The sequence below is a fragment of the Pseudomonas guineae genome, from assembly GCF_900113745.1.
Lineage (GTDB): Bacteria > Pseudomonadota > Gammaproteobacteria > Pseudomonadales > Pseudomonadaceae > Aquipseudomonas > Aquipseudomonas guineae.
In genome coordinates this window covers 118,366-135,087 of the sequence record NZ_FOQL01000001.1, presented here as the reverse complement: position 1 = coordinate 135,087, position 16,722 = coordinate 118,366, and the positions used below count along the sequence as shown (strand labels likewise).

Here is a 16,722-nt window from a genome sequence, read left to right as displayed (position 1 = left end):
CCTGCTCATGAGCCTGTCCGACAGCATCACGGCTGCTTGGTACGCCGGTCATCCGGCGTTGCGCCTGCTACGCCCTTTGGAGTGGTTGTATCGGGCTGTGGTGCAGCGCAAGCGTGCGCGCTTTCTCGCGGGTGAGGGCGAGATCTACCGCGCACCGGTACCGGTTGTGGTGGTGGGTAATATCACCGTCGGCGGCACCGGCAAGACCCCGATGATTCTCTGGTTGATCGAGCACTGCCGTAGCCAAGGGCTGCGAGTCGGTGTGGTCAGCCGCGGCTACGGTGCGCAGCCGCCACAGTTACCTTGGCGGGTACAGGCTGATCAGGCTGCCAGCGTGGCCGGCGATGAGCCTCTATTGATCGTGCAGCGCAGTGGCGTGCCACTGATGATCGACCCGGACCGCAGTCGAGCCGTGGCGGCCTTGCTGGCTGAGCAGCCGCTTGACCTGATTCTCAGTGACGACGGTTTGCAACACTACCGTTTGGCCCGTGACTTGGAATTGGTGCTGATCGATGCGGCGCGCGGCCTGGGTAATCGTCATTGCCTGCCTGCCGGTCCGCTGCGTGAGCCGGTCGAGCGCCTACAGAGCGTCGATGCATTGCTCTATAACGGCGCATCAAGCGATCCGCAGGACGGCTATGGGTTTACGTTGCGGCCGCACACTCTGGTTAGCCTGCGCAGCGGTGAACAGCGCCCGTTGAGCCATTTCCCACCTGGCCAGGCCTTGCACGCGGTCGCCGGTATTGGCAACCCGCAGCGTTTCTTCAACACCCTTGAAGGGCTACACTGGCGGCCTGTTACGCACGCCTTTGCCGACCATGCGCCGTACAGCGCCGAGCTACTGAATTTCAGCCCGGTGCTGCCGCTGGTGATGACGGAAAAGGATGCGGTTAAGTGTCGTGCCTTTGCGGCTGACGATTGGTGGTACCTGGCGGTGGATGCCGAGCCTTCGGCTGCGTTTATCGCTTGGTTTGATCAGCAATTGCAGCGCCTTGTGCCGCGCCTGGCTGCCTGATCATTCGGTGAGCCCGGCTCACCCCTTGCAGTTGCTCATTCTTAAGGATCGCCCATGGACCCGAAACTACTCGATATTCTCGCCTGCCCACTGTGTAAGGGGCCGTTGAAGCTCGTGGCTGATAAAAGCGAGCTGATCTGCAAGGCCGACGCGCTGGCCTTTCCCGTGCGCGATGGCATTCCAGTGATGCTGGAAACCGAAGCGCGCACCCTCAACGTCGACGAGCGTCTGGACAAGTAAATGAGCACTGCCTTTACCGTTGTGATTCCGGCGCGTTTCGCTTCCAGTCGCCTGCCGGGTAAGCCGCTGCAGGATATTGCTGGCAAGCCGATGATTCAGCATGTCTGGGAGCAGGCCTGCCGGAGTGGTGCTCAGCAGGTGGTGGTGGCCACTGATGACGTGCGAATTGTTGAAGCGTGCCGTAGTTTTGGTGCGCAGGTGCTGTTGACCCGCGTCGACCACAATTCGGGCACCGACCGCCTGGCTGAAGTGGCGACGGCCCTAGGCCTGGCAGCGGATGCCATCGTGGTTAATGTGCAGGGCGACGAGCCGCTGATTCCGCCGGCGATCATTGATCAAGTGGCGGCCAATCTGGCAGCCAATCCGCAGGCGGCCATCGCCACCCTGGCCGAGCCGATTGAGGATGTGCAGGCGCTGTTCAATCCCAACGTGGTCAAAGTGGTCAGCGACAAAACCGGCCTGGCCCTGACCTTTAGCCGTGCACCGCTGGCCTGGGCGCGGGATGCCTTTGCCAAGAGTCGTGATGAACTGCCTGCCGGTGTGCCATACCGCCGGCATATCGGCATTTACGCCTACCGTGCGCAGTTTCTGCATGATTTTGTCAGCTGGGGGCCGTGCTGGCTGGAAGACACCGAGTGCCTGGAACAGCTCCGCGCACTCTGGCATGGCGTGCGTATTCATGTCGCCGACGCGCTGCAAGCGCCACCTGCAGGCGTTGATACGCCGGAAGATCTGGAGCGGGTTCGTCGCCTGCTGGGGGCCTGATGCGCGTTCTGTTTGTGTGCTTGGGCAATATCTGTCGCTCACCCACAGCGGAAGGCGTATTGCGCCACAAGCTGCGCGAGGCAGGGCTGGCAGCGCGCATTGAGGTTGATTCGGCAGGCACTGGCGATTGGCATGTTGGCAAGGCTGCCGACGTGCGCACCCGTCAAGCCGCGCAGCAGCGCGGCTATGATTTGTCGGCGCTACGCGGACGGCAGGCCACAGCTGAGGATTTTCACGCGTTTGACCTGATTCTGGCGATGGACAATAGCAACCTGCGCAACCTTCAGCAATTGCGGCCGGGCAATGCGCCGGCCGAGCTGGATTTGTTTCTTCGGCGTTATCAGCTTGAGCTGGATGAGGTGCCTGATCCTTATTACGGTGGCGAAGCCGGGTTCACCCAGGTGCTGGATTTGATCGAGCAGGCCTGTGATGCGCTAGTACTTGAGCTCAAGGGGCGTCTATGAGCCTGCAAGTGCGTACTCAGGTATCGCTCAAACCGTATAACAGTTTTGCCGTCGAGGCCTGCGCCAGCCATTTTGCTGAGGCTGAAAATGATCAGCAGGTGCGTGATGCGCTGAGCTATGCGCAAGCGCAGCAGTTGCCGCTGCTGTTGCTGGGCGGCGGCAGCAACCTGCTACTCACGGCGGATGTCGAGGCACTGGTGCTGCGCATGGCCAGTCGTGGCATTCGTCTGCTTGAGGATGACGGCGAGAATGTGCTGATTGAGGTGGAGGCGGGTGAGCCTTGGCATTCTTTTGTGCAATGGACGCTGGCCCAGGGCTTTGTTGGGCTGGAAAACCTCAGCCTGATTCCTGGCACCGTGGGTGCGGCTCCGGTGCAGAACATTGGCGCTTACGGCGTCGAGCTGAAAGATTGTTTTGTTGGTTTGACGGCGCTAGATCGTTCTAGCGGCGAACTGCGCGAGTTTCCTCTGCAGGCGTGCGGCTTTGCCTATCGCGACAGTTTGTTCAAGCGTGAAAGCGGGCGCTGGGTGATTTTGCGTGTACGGTTTGCCTTGAGTCGCTCGGCGGCGCTGCACTTGGGCTACGGCCCGGTGAGTCAGCGCTTGGTGGAGCAGGGTATTGCCATGCCGACAGCGCAGGATGTAAGTCGGGCCATCTGCGCCATCCGCAGTGAAAAACTGCCGGATCCGGCTGAGTTGGGTAATGCCGGCAGCTTCTTCAAGAACCCGCTGGTATCCGCTGAGTTGGCACAGCGCTTACGTGCTGAGCATGCTGATTTGGTGGCTTATCCGCAGGCAGATGGGCAGGTCAAGCTAGCCGCTGGCTGGTTGATCGAGCGTGCAGGCTGGAAGGGCTTTCGCGAGGGTGATGCAGGTGTACATCGCTTGCAGGCGCTGGTACTGGTCAACTACGGCGCGGCCACCGGAGCGCAGCTGTTGAACCTGGCTCAGCGTATTCAGGCAGATATTGCCCAGCGTTTTGTGGTTGATCTGGAGATCGAACCTAACGTGCTGTAAGCCTGGTTGAGCAGGGGGATGCCGTTACCATTTGGTCGCGCCACAACGCAAAAGGGGATGCCGAAGCATCCCCTTTTTTATTGCGTGAAGCGGATTAGATTTACGGCTTTAGCGCCTCTTTATCCTGCTTGTCAGCGTCTACTTCAGTCGGTAGCAAGTTTTCTGGCTGTTGGTTTATTGCCGTTTCTGCATGCGTTTCGGCCGGCACTTCAACAGCAGTGTCAACGACGGGCTCGGCAGCCGCTTCGACTACAGGCTCTACGGCAGGCTCAGTCTGGACCGTCGCTGGAGCTTCAGCTGCTGCACGGGCCAGGCGCTCGGCTTCGCGCTGGCGGCGACGCACTTCACGGGGATCGTTAGGTGCACGACCCCCACTGTTGACGACTACTGTAGGTGCGGCTTCAACGACTGCCACTTCGGCAACCGGCTCAGGCGTGGCTACAACGGCAGGCTCTTCAGCAACTGGCGCAGGCGCCTCAATAACAGCAGGTGTTGCTGCAGGTTCACTTGCTTCAACGGTTTGAGTAGGCGCTTCAACGGCCTCTACGGGGCTGCTTACTGCTTTCACAGTCGTAGTTTCAACAGTTGCTTCAGTAACAACCTGAGGCGCTTCAACTGCGGCGACTTCACGTGGCTGCTCCTGCTCGGCAACAACCGGTGCGGTTTCTGTAGTCGCTGGGGTTGCTTCGTCCGCGACAGCGGTAACGACACTGGAGACTGCCGCTGCAGCGATTATCGCGTTGTCGGCACTGCTTGTGGTTTCTGTCGATTCAGGTGCTTCTTCGCTGCTTTCGATCGGGTTGCCGTTGGCATCGCTCTGGCGTTCACGACGATTGCTGCGACGGCGCTGACCACGGGAGCGACGACGTGGGCGATCACCACCTTCGCTACCGTCCTGCTCATCATCTTGTTGGGCTTCTTCAGCACTCAGCGCTTCTTCATCGGCAGTCGCAACAAGGGCCTGTTCGGCGCGCGGCTGACGCTCTTCACGCGGCTGGCGCGGTTGGCGCGGCTCGCGTTGCGTGCGTTCGGCCTGGGCTTCTTCAGTCGTGGTGGCGCTGTCGCTTGGAGCGGTATCCAGTGGCTCACGCAGTTCACGTGTCTGGCGCTCTTCACGTGGCTTGCGGTCACGCGGTTGACGCTCTTCGCGCGGTGGGCGCGACTGGCGGACTTCCTGCGGCTCGCGCACTTCTACGGCGTCTCGTGTGCTGCGTTCTTCGCGCGGTGCACGCTCTTCGCGCGGTGCGCGTTCTTCACGGACAGCGCGGGGCTGGCGTTCTTCGCGGGGGGCGCGCTCTTCACGTGGCGCACGGTCTTCGCGCGGCTTGCGGTCTTCGTTGTTACGACCGCCACGGTTGCGGTTCTGCTGGCGACCGTTACGGCGCTCGTCACTACGCTGTGGGCGATCGCCGGCTTTTTTCTCGACGACTACAGGCTTTTCTTCTTCCTTGCCGGCGAACAGACTAACCAGCGATTTAACCAGACCCTTGAACAGGCTCGGCTCGGCAGCAGCTACAGGCTGCGCGGCAACCGCTTCAACTGGGGTTGGTGCGGTGCGTTGTGGAGCGGTCTTGATCGCTGCTTCCTGGCGAACCAGGGTGCGAGTGGCAGCGGCCTGCTTCTCTTCCTCCACTTCAATCGTCGCCATTTCATAGCTGGATTGAGTGATTTGCGCTTCTGGACTGTCATCACGGATACGCGTGACTTCGAAGTGCGGCGTTTCCAGGTGATCGTTCGGCACGATCACAATGCGTGCGCGGGTACGCAGTTCGGTCTTGGTGATTGAGTTGCGCTTCTCGTTAAGCAGGAAGGCGGCAACGGTAATCGGCACCTGAGCACGCACTTCGGCGGTGCGGTCTTTTAGGGCTTCTTCTTCGATCAGGCGCAGAATCGCCAGCGACAGCGACTCGACGTCACGGATGATGCCTTGGCCGTTGCAACGCGGGCAGACGATGCCGCTGCTTTCGCCGAGCGATGGGCGCAGACGCTGACGTGACATTTCAAGCAGGCCGAAGCGCGAGATGCGACCGACTTGCACGCGGGCACGGTCAGCTTCGAGGCTTTCGCGAACCTTCTCTTCCACGGCGCGTTGGTTCTTCGCCGGGGTCATGTCGATAAAATCGATCACGATCAGGCCGCCGATATCACGCAGACGCAGCTGGCGGGCGATTTCTTCAGCCGCCTCCAAGTTGGTTTGCAGGGCGGTTTCTTCGATGTCGCTGCCTTTGGTTGCACGCGCCGAGTTGATGTCAATGGACACCAGGGCTTCGGTCGGGTCGATAACCAAAGAGCCACCGGACGGCAGTTTCACTTCGCGCTGGAAGGCAGTTTCAATCTGGCTTTCGATCTGGAAGCGGTTGAACAACGGCACGCTGTCTTCGTAGAGCTTGATCTTGCTGGCGTACTGCGGCATCACCTGATTGATGAAGCTCAGGGCTTCTTGCTGCGCTTCGATGCTGTCGATCAGTACTTCGCCGATGTCCTGGCGCAGGTAATCGCGGATGGCGCGGATGATCACATTGCTTTCTTGATAGATCAGGAAAGGTGCGGCGCGATCAAGCGAGGCTTCTTTGATCGCGGTCCAGAGTTGCAGCAGGTAATCGAGGTCCCACTGCATTTCTTCGCTTGAGCGGCCCAGCCCGGCCGTGCGCACGATCAGGCCCATGTCGCTTGGGGCAACCAGACCGTTGAGCGCTTCACGCAGTTCGTTACGCTCTTCGCCTTCGATGCGGCGGGAGATGCCACCGGCGCGCGGGTTGTTCGGCATCAGTACCAAATAGCGGCCAGCGAGGCTGATAAAGGTAGTCAGGGCCGCGCCTTTGTTGCCACGCTCTTCTTTCTCGACCTGAACAATGACTTCCTGGCCTTCCTTGAGCACGTCTTTAATGTTGACGCGGCCTTCTGGGGCCTTGCTGAAGTACTCGCGGGAGATTTCTTTGAGTGGAAGGAAGCCGTGACGATCAGAGCCAAAGTCAACGAAAGCGGCTTCGAGGCTTGGTTCTACGCGGGTAATTTTGCCTTTGTAGATGTTAGATTTTTTCTGCTCGCGGGCGCCAGACTCGATGTCCAGGTCGTAGAGTTTTTGCCCATCTACTAGGGCGACACGCAGCTCTTCAGGTTGAGTTGCGTTAATCAGCATTCTTTTCATGTAATACCGTCGGTTTCCGGTGCTGGCGGAAGCGGCGTTCGGCACACACGACTTCAGGGGTCGGTGTTAGGTGCGTCAGGAACGGTCGTAAAGCGTTCCAGTGTCTAGCGACTATCAGCCTGTTGTGCTGGGCCGCGACAGACGTCTCCTGCTCGCTGTAAATAACAGAAAGCACTAAGTCAGGAGGAGGAATCAGCTGTTGGTAGCGGACGAGATGAAGCGTCTTGGTAAAGCGAGCTGCTACGCGGACCAACAGTTGTACGTCTCCACCCTACACGTATCGCTGAAATTCGGGTGCCGCTCGCGAAAATCCGCAGCGGGTTAACTATTATCGCAACCGTCCAAAGGGGCAGGCTGCGTATCATGGCTTAAAGGCTTTATTTCCGAGTTATTCAAAGCCTAAGTGGCTTTCTTTCAATCGAATAAACCGTTGGACGGCCTTGCGTCCCAAATGAGTTGCGTTGGCTGGAGATGGCAGTTTTGACGAGCATCCACAAACCAGGCCGCTTTTGGCGGCGTTCCCGACTATAGCAGCAATGATTAAGTGCTTCAATTCCATAAAAATTGTTATGATTGCGCGATGACAAATCCTTCCCCTCCAACCTCCGGCGTCCAGCTGCTCGAGGTTGCGCCGGAAATTGCCGGCCAACGCATTGACAACTTTCTCCGCACCCAGTTGAAAGGTGTGCCCAAGACTTTGATTTACCGAATTTTGCGTAAAGGCGAAGTGCGCGTAAATAAAGGTCGCATCAAGCCTGAGTATAAACTGCAAGCCGGCGATATCATTCGTGTGCCGCCGCTGCGTTTGGCTGAGCGTGATGAGCCTGAGCCGCTTGCGCAAGGGCTTTTGCAGCGGCTTGAAGCGGCGATTGTCTATGAAGATAAGGCGCTTATTGTGCTCAACAAGCCGGCGGGTATTGCCGTGCATGGTGGCAGTGGTCTGAATTACGGGGTGATCGAAGCCTTTCGGCAGTTGCGCCCGGATGCCAAGGATATTGAGTTAGTGCATCGCTTGGATCGCGACACGTCGGGTCTATTAATGATTGCCAAGAAGCGCAGCATGTTGCGCCATCTGCACGAGGCTCTGCGTGGTGATGGCGTGGACAAGCGCTATATGGCGTTGGTGCGTGGTAATTGGGCCGCGGCGAAGAAGCAGGTTAACGCGCCGCTGCTCAAGAGCAATCTGCGCTCAGGTGAGCGCATGGTTGAAGTTAATTCTGAAGGTAAGGAAGCGTTGACTATCTTCCGTGTGCTGCGTCGCTTTGGCGAGTTCGCCACGCTGGTTGAGGCTAAGCCGGTGACCGGTCGTACTCACCAGATTCGTGTGCACGCGCAGCATGCTGGGCACTGCATTGCCGGTGACAGCAAGTACGGTGATGACGATTTCTCCAAAGAAATTCGCAGTTTGGGTGGTAAACGCCTGTTCCTGCATGCGTATGAGTTGACGGTGCCGCTGCCTGAGGGTGGCAAGCTCAAGCTGGAGGCGCCAGTTGATGAGATGTGGTCGCGCACCTTGGAGCGTCTCAGTGCGTGACTATCAGCTGCTGATCTTTGATTGGGATGGCACGCTGGTCGATTCTATCGGGCGGATTGTCGCAGCCATGCACCTGGCCGCAGATGCTAGTGAGTTACCTCGCTGCACAGATGAGCAGGTGCGCGGCATTATTGGCTTGGGCTTGCCTGAGGCGATTCGGTGTCTTTATCCCGAGATGCATGATCCGGCTCGTGCACAGCACTTGCGTCAGCGCTACGGCGAGCACTACCTAACGCTTGAGTCTGAACCGTCACCGCTATTTTATGGAGTGGCTGAGGGTTTGCAGGCATTTCGAGCTGAGGGTTATGGTTTGGCAGTGGCAACTGGAAAGGGGCGTAATGGTTTGCAGCGTGTGCTGGCTGACCGTGGCTGGCTGGATTATTTCGACTACAGCCGTTGCGCCGATGAAACGGCAAGCAAGCCTGATCCACTGATGCTGCATGAGATTCTTGCGCAAAGTGGTGTTGCGGCCAGTCAGGCGTTAATGGTGGGGGACTCGTCCTTCGATCTGTTGATGGCTCAGCGTGCTGGTATGGATTGTGTGGCGGTTGGTTATGGTGCGCAGCCATTACAGGTCTTGCGTGATTGTCAGCCAACGCTGGCGATAGAGTGTTTTACCGAGTTGCGTGCCTGGCTAGGTCGGCGTGCGTCTAATCAGTCAGTTGAGGTGGTAGTGCATGGCAGATGAATGGAAAGCGTCGGCAGCGGCTGATGGTGATGAGAAAAGCTGGAAGCTGCTGGAGAAAACCCTGCTGGCCGGGGTGCAGGAGCAGCGGCGGTCGCGGCGCTGGGGGATATTCTTCAAGCTGCTGACTTTCATCTATATCTTTGGCGCGCTGGCGCTCTTCTCGCCGTTGCTAGCGATGAAAACGGGCGCCACTACAGGTAGTCACACCGCTGTGATTGAAGTGCGTGGGATGATCGCCGATAAAGAGTCGGCCAGTGCTGACAATATCGTCAGCAGCCTGCGGGCGGCGTTTGAAGACACCAACACCAAGGGTGTGGTTCTGCGTATCAACAGCCCGGGTGGTAGCCCTGTGCAGTCGGGTTATATCTATGACGAGATTCGCCGTCTGCGTGCCGAGTATCCGGCGATTAAGCTGTATGCGGTGATTACCGATCTTGGGGCCTCAGGCGCCTATTACATCGCCAGTGCGGCCGATCAAATTTATGCCGATAAAGCCAGCCTGGTGGGCTCTATTGGTGTAACGGCGGCAACTTTTGGTTTTGTTGGTGTGATGGAGAAACTGGGTGTTGACCGCCGGGTATATACCTCGGGTGAGCATAAGGCCTTTCTCGATCCGTTCCAGCCGCAAAAAGTCGAAGAAACCAAATTTTGGCAGGGCGTGCTGGAAACGACGCATCGTCAGTTCATCGCCAGTGTTAAGCAAGGGCGTGGTGAGCGCCTGAAAGATGCCGAGCATCCAGAGCTGTTTTCCGGTCTGATTTGGTCGGGCGAGCAGGCTTTGCAGTTGGGTTTGATCGATGCCTTCGGTAACACCAGCTATGTGGCGCGTGAGGTGATTGGTGAGAAGGAAATGGTCGACTTCACTGTGCAGGAGTCGCCTTTCGATAAGTTTGCCAAGACCCTAGGTGCCAGCGTGGCTGAGCATATTGCGTTGTGGATGGGCTTTCAGGGGCCGGCATTGCGTTAATGGTTGAGTCTGCTGCTAGCGAGCCCGGTCATTGATCGGGCTCGCTGCTTTATGGGATATCGACGCTGAATGCGTGCAGCATGTCGACCAGGCGAATCAGGGGGAGGCCGATCAGGCTGGTGCTGTCGTTGCCTTCTGTGCTGCGAAACAGGCTGATGCCCAGGCCCTCTGCCTTAAAGCTGCCGGCGCAGTCGAAGGGTTGTTCGGCTGTCAGATAGCGCATGATTTGCGCTTCACCGAGTGGGCGAAAATGCACAGTGAACGGGATGCAGTCGGTTTGTTGTTGGCCGGTCGCGCTGTCGAGCAGTGTGAGTCCGGTCAGGAATGTCACGCTCTTGCCGCTGGCGCTCAGGAGTTGCTCGCGGGCGCGCTCCAGTGAGTGTGGCTTGCCGAGAATCTGCGTGCCAAGCACTGCTACCTGGTCCGAGCCGATGATCAGATGCTGCGGGTGAGTGGTGCTCAATGCTTGTGCTTTTTCCTGCGAAAGTCGGCGTACGAGAGCTTCTGCGCCTTCATCGGCGTACCTTGATTCGTCGATGTTGGGTGCACTCCAGATAAACGGTAAGTGCAGGCGGTTGAGGAGCTCACGTCGATAAGGTGAGCTTGAGGCGAGCACCAAAGGCAGCACGGCGATTTCCTTTATATAAGAGTGTGTGGAGGGTGATGGATTCTATCCGTCGCCTCAAATACTAGACAGGCCGAATTTCCTTTGACAGGGCAGGGTTGCATCCCTAAAATGCGCCGCCTATGTCAAATAGCCCGATGCCACCTCACGTTGATCCGCGCAAATTAGCCGATCGCAGCGCCACCCTCGAAGGTGAGCTGCAACTCGCAGATTTGCAGCGTCTCTGCGGCCCGCTTGCCGATAACCAAGGCATGGTGCGTGCGAAGTTCTCCTTCGAGCGCGACGAGCGTAATGCTGTGGTTTTCCATAGCGAGCTTGGGGTTGACGTCAAGATGGTTTGCCAGCGTTGTCTGGAGCTAGTTACTTTGCCGATTTACAGCGAGTGTGATTACGCTGTGGTGAAAGTGGGTGGTAATACCCAGTCAGTGCCGCAAGGCTATGACGTTATTGAGTTAGATGAAGACCCATTGGATCTGCTGGCGCTGGTTGAAGAGGAGCTCCTGCTCGCTTTGCCCATTGTCCCGGCTCATGACCCTAAAGATTGCCAGCAGCCGGCCGGGCTCGAAGAGTCTGAGTCGAGCGAGGACGAGGTAACGCGGTCCAACCCGTTCAGTGTATTGGCGCAGTTAAAGCGTGACCCAAACGTTTAGGAGTTAATTAGTTATGGCTGTTCAGCAGAACAAAAAATCCCGTTCCGCCCGTGACATGCGTCGCTCGCACGATGCTCTCACTGCAAGCACCTTGTCGGTTGAGAAAACCACCGGCGAAATGCACCTGCGCCACCACGTATCGCCAGAAGGCGTTTACCGTGGTCGTAAAGTGATCGACAAGGGCGCTGACGAGTAAATCTTGTCCGCTCCGATCATCGCGATTGATGCAATGGGTGGGGACTTCGGTCCCCACTGCATTGTTCCAGCCTGCATATCTTGTCTGGTTGAACACCCTTCGTTACACCTGGTCCTTGTCGGCCAATCCGAACTTGTTGAATCTCTGATTGCCCGTCATCCCGGTGTCGATCGTGCGCGCCTGCGTGTTGAGCATGCCGATGAGATCATCGGTATGAATGATCAGCCTGCTTTGGCATTGCGCAGCAAACCGGATTCATCGATGCGCGTCGGTCTTGAGTTAGTGCGTGATGGCGCGGTGCAGGCTTGTGTCAGTGCCGGCAACAGCGGGGCGCTAATGGCCTTGTCGCGCTATGTGCTGAAAACCTTGCCGGGTATTGATCGGCCAGCCATGGTTGCGGCCGTTCCAACGCAGTCAGGCTTCTGTCATTTGCTCGATCTGGGGGCGAATGTCGATTGCAGTGCCGAGCATCTCTACCAGTTTGCGGTGATGGGCTCGGTAACGGCTGAAGTGCTAGGTACTGCGCGCCCGCGAGTGGCGTTGTTGAATGTCGGTACTGAGGATATTAAAGGTAGTCAGCAGGTTAAGTTGGCAGCTGGCTTGCTACAGCAGGCGAATGGCTTGAATTATATCGGCTTTGTTGAAGGTGATGGGCTTTATCGGGGTGAGGCCGATGTGGTGGTGTGTGATGGCTTTGTCGGTAATGTCCTGCTCAAGTCCAGTGAGGGCCTGGCGGTGATGATTGCTGGGCGGATTGAAGCGTTGTTCAGGTCCAGCCTGGCGGCGCGTATGGTTGGCGTCTTGGCGCTACCACTGTTGCGGCGTTTACGCGGTGAATTGTCTCCGGCGCAGCATAATGGTGCGAGCTTGGTTGGGCTGCAGGGTATTGTGGTGAAAAGCCATGGTGGTGCAGGCCCTGAGGGCTTTAAAAGCGCCATTCGCAGAGCTTTGCTGGAGATTGAAGAAGATTTACCTCGGCGGTTACAGAGCCGGCTTGCTGAGCACCTGCTTTAGAATGTGACCGCAGCGGGCGGCCTGTCATCCAACTGTCAGTTTCTTGCGCTTGGCTAGGCTGAGTGCGTATTACCGACGATCACGATCATTAGGAACAGGTTCCCATGTCTGCATCTCTCGCATTCGTCTTTCCGGGTCAGGGTTCCCAGTCTTTAAGCATGCTCGCTGAGCATGGCGTACAGCGACCGCTCATCATTGATACGTTCGCTGAGGCTTCCGAAGCCCTTGGTTATGATCTTTGGGCGCTGACCCAGCAAGGCCCTGAAGAGCAACTCAATCAAACCGATAAAACCCAGCCGGCTATTCTTACCGCCTCAGTGGCGTTGTGGCGTGCGTGGCTGGCTGAGAGCGCAGCGCGCCCGGCTTTTGTCGTCGGTCATAGTTTGGGTGAATATTCGGCGCTGGTGGCTTCGGGTAGCCTGTTCTTGGCCGCTGCAGTCAAGTTGGTCGAGCACCGTGGTCAGCTGATGCAACAAGCAGTGCCGGCCGGGCAGGGCGGTATGGCAGCCATTCTCGGTCTGGATGATGCTGATGTGTTGGCCGCCTGCGCTGAAGCTGCGCAGGGTGAAGTGGTCAGTGCAGTGAATTTCAATGCGCCGGGTCAAGTAGTTATCGCAGGCGGTGCAGCTGCCGTTGAGCGGGCCATTGAGGCGTGTAAGGCCCGTGGCGCCAAACGCGCATTGCCATTACCGGTAAGCGTGCCATCGCACTGCGCGTTGATGCGTCCAGCAGCTGAGCGCTTTGCTGATGCGGTAGCAGCGATTGACTGGCAAGCCCCAAAAATTGCTTTGGTGCAGAACGTCAGCGCTGCAGCCGTAACTGATCTGGAGGGGCTCAAGCGTGATTTGCTGGCCCAGCTCTACAGTCCGGTGCGTTGGGTGGAGTCGATTGTTTACCTGTCGGCACAAGGTGTGACTGATTTGGTTGAGTGTGGTCCGGGCAAGGTGTTGTCTGGTTTGAACAAGCGTTGCGTCAAAGGTATCAATACCCACAACTTGGACACCCCAGATGCCTTCGCTTTGGCGAACGCGGCGCTGGCCTGATTTAGGAGAAACGTTATGAGCCTGCAAGGTAAAGTTGCACTGGTCACTGGCGCGAGCCGCGGCATTGGTCAGGCGATTGCCCTGGAGCTGGGTCGTCAGGGTGCGGTAGTGATTGGTACTGCCACGTCCGCGTCGGGTGCCGAGCGTATTGCGGAAACCCTAAAAGCCAATGGCATCGAAGGCGCTGGCCTGGTACTTGATGTCAGTGACAGTGAGTCGGTTGCCAGCACCCTCGAACATATCCAGCAACGCCATGGTCAGCCGTTGATCCTGGTCAATAATGCCGGCATTACCCGCGATAATCTGATGTTGCGAATGAAAGACGACGAATGGTTCGATGTCATCAACACTAACTTGAGCAGCCTGTATCGGATGACCAAGGCAGTGCTGCGCGGGATGACCAAGGCACGTTACGGGCGCATCATTAACATCGGTTCGGTGGTGGGTGCCATGGGCAACGCCGGGCAGGTTAACTATGCGGCTTCCAAGGCTGGCCTTGAGGGTTTTGGTCGAGCGTTGGCACGTGAAGTGGGTTCGCGAGCCATTACCGTGAATGCGGTGGCACCTGGGTTTATCGATACCGATATGACCCGCGAATTGCCTGATGCGCAGCGTGATGCGCTGCTAACTCAGATTCCGTTGGGCCGTTTGGGGCAGGCTGAAGAGGTCGCAAAAGTGGTCGCTTTCCTCGCTTCTGATGGCGCAGCTTACGTCACAGGCGCTACTATCCCTGTGAATGGCGGAATGTATATGAGCTGAATGTGACGGATGGCTTCAGAAAACTGTCATAGATGCTGTCTAAAATCCGTTATAAAGCTGCAACAGGTTTATAGACAGATCGTTGAAGTGTTCGTGGAGCACCCGGCATTCAGCTTGAAATGCTAAAAACCCTTTCTATACACTTGGCCGCAGATACAGTGGCCAAGATTTGTCCCATTAGGAGTGAGAACAAGGTATGAGCACCATCGAAGAACGCGTCAAGAAAATCGTTGCCGAGCAGCTGGGCGTTAAAGAAGAAGAAGTAACCAACAGCGCTTCTTTTGTTGAAGACCTGGGTGCCGACTCTCTTGACACCGTTGAGCTGGTGATGGCTCTCGAGGAAGAATTCGAGACCGAGATCCCGGATGAGCAAGCCGAGAAAATCACCACCGTTCAGGAAGCGATCGACTACGTTACCGCTCACGCGTAAAACGTAATCGTCGGTTCCCGACTCGGAAAAGCCGCACGCCCTTGATCAGGCGTGCGGCTTTTCTTTAAGCGCATTCCAAGCGTTGAAAACTAGAAAAGGAGATTGCTGTGTCGCGTAGACGCGTCGTGGTTACCGGTATGGGCATGCTGTCGCCATTGGGTAACGATGTGCCGAGTAGCTGGCAGGGCATTTTGGCCGGGCGCAGTGGCATCGGTCTGCTTGAGCATATGGACCTTTCCGCTTACTCCACACGTTTTGGTGGGGCGGTTAAGAATTTTAATGTTGAGGAGTATTTGTCCGCCAAAGAGGCGCGCAAGCTCGATTTGTTTATCCAGTACGGCCTTGGTGCCAGTTTCCAGGCGATGCGTAACAGCGGTCTGGAAGTCACCGATGCCAACCGTGAGCGCATTGGTGTGGCCATGGGTTCCGGTATCGGTGGCCTGACTAATATCGAGAACAATTGTAAATCGTTACACGAACAGGGGCCGCGGCGCATTTCACCGTTCTTTGTGCCCGGTTCAATCATCAATATGATTTCCGGCTTCCTGTCGATCCATTGGGGCTTGCAGGGGCCGAACTACGCCATCGCCACGGCCTGTACCACGGGTACCCACTGCATCGGCATGGCGGCGCGCAATATTGTCTATGGCGAAGCCGATGTAATGGTTGCCGGCGGTGCGGAGATGGCAGCCTGTGGTCTGGGTATGGGTGGCTTTGGTGCCGCGCGTGCGTTGTCTACCCGTAATGACGACCCGACCAAGGCCAGTCGTCCGTGGGATAAGGAGCGCGATGGGTTTGTGCTGTCTGATGGCGCCGGCGCCTTGGTTCTGGAAGAGTTGGAGCACGCCAAGGCGCGTGGCGCGACCATTCACGCTGAATTGATCGGTTTTGGCATGAGCGGCGATGCTTACCACATGACCTCGCCACCGGAAGACGGTGCAGGCGCGGCGCGCTGCATGACTAACGCGCTGCGCGATGCGGGTGTGAACCCTGAGCAGGTGCAATACATCAACGCCCACGGCACCTCAACTTCGGCGGGGGATAAGGCTGAAGTGGCGGCCGTAAAGTCGGTGTTTGGTGAGCATGCCTACAAGCTAGCGGTCAGTTCGACAAAGTCCATGACAGGTCACTTGCTTGGTGCTGCCGGTGCGGTGGAGGCGATCTTCAGCATTCTCGCACTGCGTGATCAGGTGGCCCCGCCCACCATCAATCTGGAAAACCCAGACGACGGTTGCGACCTCGACTTTGTCGCGCATCAAGCCAAGGCCATGGCACTGGATGTGGTGTTGTCCAACTCCTTTGGCTTTGGCGGCACCAATGGTTCGCTGGTGTTCCGTCGGTTCGCCGGTTAATGCTGAGCTGGGTGGACGGTCAGCCGGCCGAGTTGCTGTCCGTCAAGGACCGTGGCTTGGCCTACGGTGATGGGCTGTTTGAAACCATTGCCGTCAGTGCCGGGCAACCGACCTTGCTGGAGCGGCATTTGGCGCGTTTGGCTCAAGGCTGTGTGCAGCTGAAAATTCCTGTCGAACTTCCCGTTGTTCGCGCCCAGGTGTTGGCGTTTAGCCAGCAGCTGGGTGAAGGTGTGGTCAAGCTGATACTTACGCGGGGCGAGGGGCTGCGCGGCTATGCAGTGACGCAGCCTGCAAAGCCTCGGTTGATTTTGCAGGCGAGCGCTAAGCCCGCTTACCCAGCTGCCTATGCCGAACAGGGCGTGCGTCTTTTCCCCTGCGTCACGCGACTGGCCGAGCAGCCTTTGCTGGCGGGTTTGAAGCATCTCAATCGACTTGAGCAAGTGCTGGCGCGTAGCGAGTGGCATGACGCGGATCATGCGGAAGGGGTGATGCTCGATACCAGTGGCCGGGTGATTGAGGGCGTATACAGCAATCTGTTTATGGTCCGCGCGGGCGTACTGATTACTGCCGATCTAGCGCGCTGCGGCGTTGCTGGCGTGATGCGTGGGGAGTTGTTAGCTCAGGCGGCGGCATTGGGTATTGCATGTCAGGTGCGTGATATCAGCCAGGCCGAGTTGTTAGCCGCAGACGAGGTGATGCTGTGCAACAGTGTCTATGGTGTCTGGCCCGCGCGCGCTTTACTTGCGCACAACTGGCCGGTCGGCCCGCTCACCCGTAAACTGCAGGCCATTGCCCGCAATCTACTGGACTGCTGAT

18 protein-coding genes are annotated in these 16,722 nt (G+C 57.7%); 16 read left to right on the top strand and 2 right to left on the bottom strand.

The window, feature by feature from the left end; translation table 11 throughout:
* Nucleotides 1-7: 7 nt before the first annotated feature.
* Genes lpxK through murB form a run of 5 tightly spaced genes read left to right on the top strand, consistent with a single transcriptional unit; the run spans nucleotide 8 to nucleotide 3,500 of the window.
* Nucleotides 8-1,015, top strand: a complete 1,008-nt coding sequence (lpxK, locus tag BMZ32_RS00730; RefSeq protein WP_090238157.1) for a tetraacyldisaccharide 4'-kinase — start codon at nucleotides 8-10, stop codon at nucleotides 1,013-1,015.
* Nucleotides 1,016-1,069: 54 nt separating this feature from the next.
* The gene (locus tag BMZ32_RS00725; RefSeq protein WP_090238153.1) at nucleotides 1,070-1,255 is read left to right on the top strand and encodes a Trm112 family protein; all 186 of its coding nucleotides are present in this window, start codon (nucleotides 1,070-1,072) and stop codon (nucleotides 1,253-1,255) included.
* On the top strand, nucleotides 1,256-2,020 hold the full coding sequence (kdsB, locus tag BMZ32_RS00720; protein WP_090238149.1) for a 3-deoxy-manno-octulosonate cytidylyltransferase: 765 nt from the start codon (nucleotides 1,256-1,258) through the stop codon (nucleotides 2,018-2,020).
* A complete protein-coding gene (locus tag BMZ32_RS00715; RefSeq protein ID WP_090238146.1) occupies nucleotides 2,020-2,484 on the top strand; it encodes a low molecular weight protein-tyrosine-phosphatase in 465 nt (154 codons plus the stop codon). Before kdsB ends, BMZ32_RS00715 begins: the two co-directional genes overlap by 1 nt.
* On the top strand, nucleotides 2,481-3,500 hold the full coding sequence (murB, locus tag BMZ32_RS00710) for a UDP-N-acetylmuramate dehydrogenase (RefSeq protein WP_090238144.1): 1,020 nt from the start codon (nucleotides 2,481-2,483) through the stop codon (nucleotides 3,498-3,500). The genes BMZ32_RS00715 and murB overlap by 4 nt, the downstream gene beginning before the upstream one ends.
* 100 nt (nucleotides 3,501-3,600) lie before the next feature.
* Here murB and rne read toward each other — a convergent pair whose 3' ends face one another.
* Complete coding sequence (gene rne / locus BMZ32_RS00705; protein WP_090238141.1) at nucleotides 3,601-6,648, bottom strand: ribonuclease E; 3,048 nt, start codon at nucleotides 6,646-6,648, stop codon at nucleotides 3,601-3,603.
* Nucleotides 6,649-7,228: 580 nt separating this feature from the next.
* Between rne and rluC the strand changes: the two genes are divergently transcribed.
* The 3 genes from rluC to BMZ32_RS00690 are packed head-to-tail and all read left to right on the top strand — an operon-like array spanning nucleotide 7,229 to nucleotide 9,837.
* A complete protein-coding gene (gene rluC, locus BMZ32_RS00700; RefSeq protein WP_090238138.1) occupies nucleotides 7,229-8,182 on the top strand; it encodes a 23S rRNA pseudouridine(955/2504/2580) synthase RluC in 954 nt (317 codons plus the stop codon).
* A complete protein-coding gene (locus BMZ32_RS00695) occupies nucleotides 8,175-8,870 on the top strand; it encodes an HAD-IA family hydrolase (RefSeq protein WP_090238135.1) in 696 nt (231 codons plus the stop codon). The genes rluC and BMZ32_RS00695 overlap by 8 nt, the downstream gene beginning before the upstream one ends.
* Nucleotides 8,860-9,837, top strand: coding sequence for a S49 family peptidase (locus BMZ32_RS00690; RefSeq protein ID WP_090238132.1), 978 nt, complete (start codon nucleotides 8,860-8,862; stop codon nucleotides 9,835-9,837). The genes BMZ32_RS00695 and BMZ32_RS00690 overlap by 11 nt, the downstream gene beginning before the upstream one ends.
* Before the next feature lie 49 nt (nucleotides 9,838-9,886).
* Here the strand turns inward: BMZ32_RS00690 and BMZ32_RS00685 are convergent, their stop codons facing one another.
* Entirely contained in the window at nucleotides 9,887-10,465 is a 579-nt protein-coding gene (locus BMZ32_RS00685; RefSeq protein ID WP_279626720.1) for a Maf family protein, read from the bottom strand.
* 119 nt (nucleotides 10,466-10,584) lie between these two features.
* On the opposite strand from BMZ32_RS00685, the gene BMZ32_RS00680 reads away from it, so the two are divergent.
* The 8 genes from BMZ32_RS00680 to pabC all read left to right on the top strand — a co-directional run bounded on the left by BMZ32_RS00680 (nucleotide 10,585) and on the right by pabC (nucleotide 16,721).
* Nucleotides 10,585-11,112: a YceD family protein gene (locus tag BMZ32_RS00680; RefSeq protein WP_090238130.1), complete on the top strand. Its 528-nt coding sequence runs from the start codon at nucleotides 10,585-10,587 to the stop codon at nucleotides 11,110-11,112.
* 13 nt (nucleotides 11,113-11,125) lie between these two features.
* Nucleotides 11,126-11,308 carry a 50S ribosomal protein L32 gene (gene rpmF / locus BMZ32_RS00675; RefSeq protein WP_090238127.1) on the top strand — a complete coding sequence of 61 codons (183 nt, stop codon included), beginning with the start codon at nucleotides 11,126-11,128 and terminating at the stop codon, nucleotides 11,306-11,308.
* Between the two features lie 3 nt (nucleotides 11,309-11,311).
* Complete coding sequence (plsX, locus tag BMZ32_RS00670) at nucleotides 11,312-12,322, top strand: phosphate acyltransferase PlsX (protein WP_208598667.1); 1,011 nt, start codon at nucleotides 11,312-11,314, stop codon at nucleotides 12,320-12,322.
* A 104-nt stretch (nucleotides 12,323-12,426) separates the two neighbouring features.
* Nucleotides 12,427-13,365, top strand: coding sequence for an ACP S-malonyltransferase (fabD, locus tag BMZ32_RS00665; protein WP_090238121.1), 939 nt, complete (start codon nucleotides 12,427-12,429; stop codon nucleotides 13,363-13,365).
* 15 nt (nucleotides 13,366-13,380) lie between these two features.
* Nucleotides 13,381-14,124: a 3-oxoacyl-ACP reductase FabG gene (gene fabG / locus BMZ32_RS00660; RefSeq protein WP_090238118.1), complete on the top strand. Its 744-nt coding sequence runs from the start codon at nucleotides 13,381-13,383 to the stop codon at nucleotides 14,122-14,124.
* 196 nt (nucleotides 14,125-14,320) lie between these two features.
* A complete protein-coding gene (gene acpP / locus BMZ32_RS00655; protein WP_058066290.1) occupies nucleotides 14,321-14,554 on the top strand; it encodes an acyl carrier protein in 234 nt (77 codons plus the stop codon).
* 107 nt (nucleotides 14,555-14,661) lie between these two features.
* On the top strand, nucleotides 14,662-15,906 hold the full coding sequence (gene fabF, locus BMZ32_RS00650) for a beta-ketoacyl-ACP synthase II (RefSeq protein ID WP_090238115.1): 1,245 nt from the start codon (nucleotides 14,662-14,664) through the stop codon (nucleotides 15,904-15,906).
* Complete coding sequence (pabC, locus tag BMZ32_RS00645) at nucleotides 15,906-16,721, top strand: aminodeoxychorismate lyase (RefSeq protein WP_090238112.1); 816 nt, start codon at nucleotides 15,906-15,908, stop codon at nucleotides 16,719-16,721. Before fabF ends, pabC begins: the two co-directional genes overlap by 1 nt.
* Nucleotide 16,722: the final 1 nt, after the last annotated feature.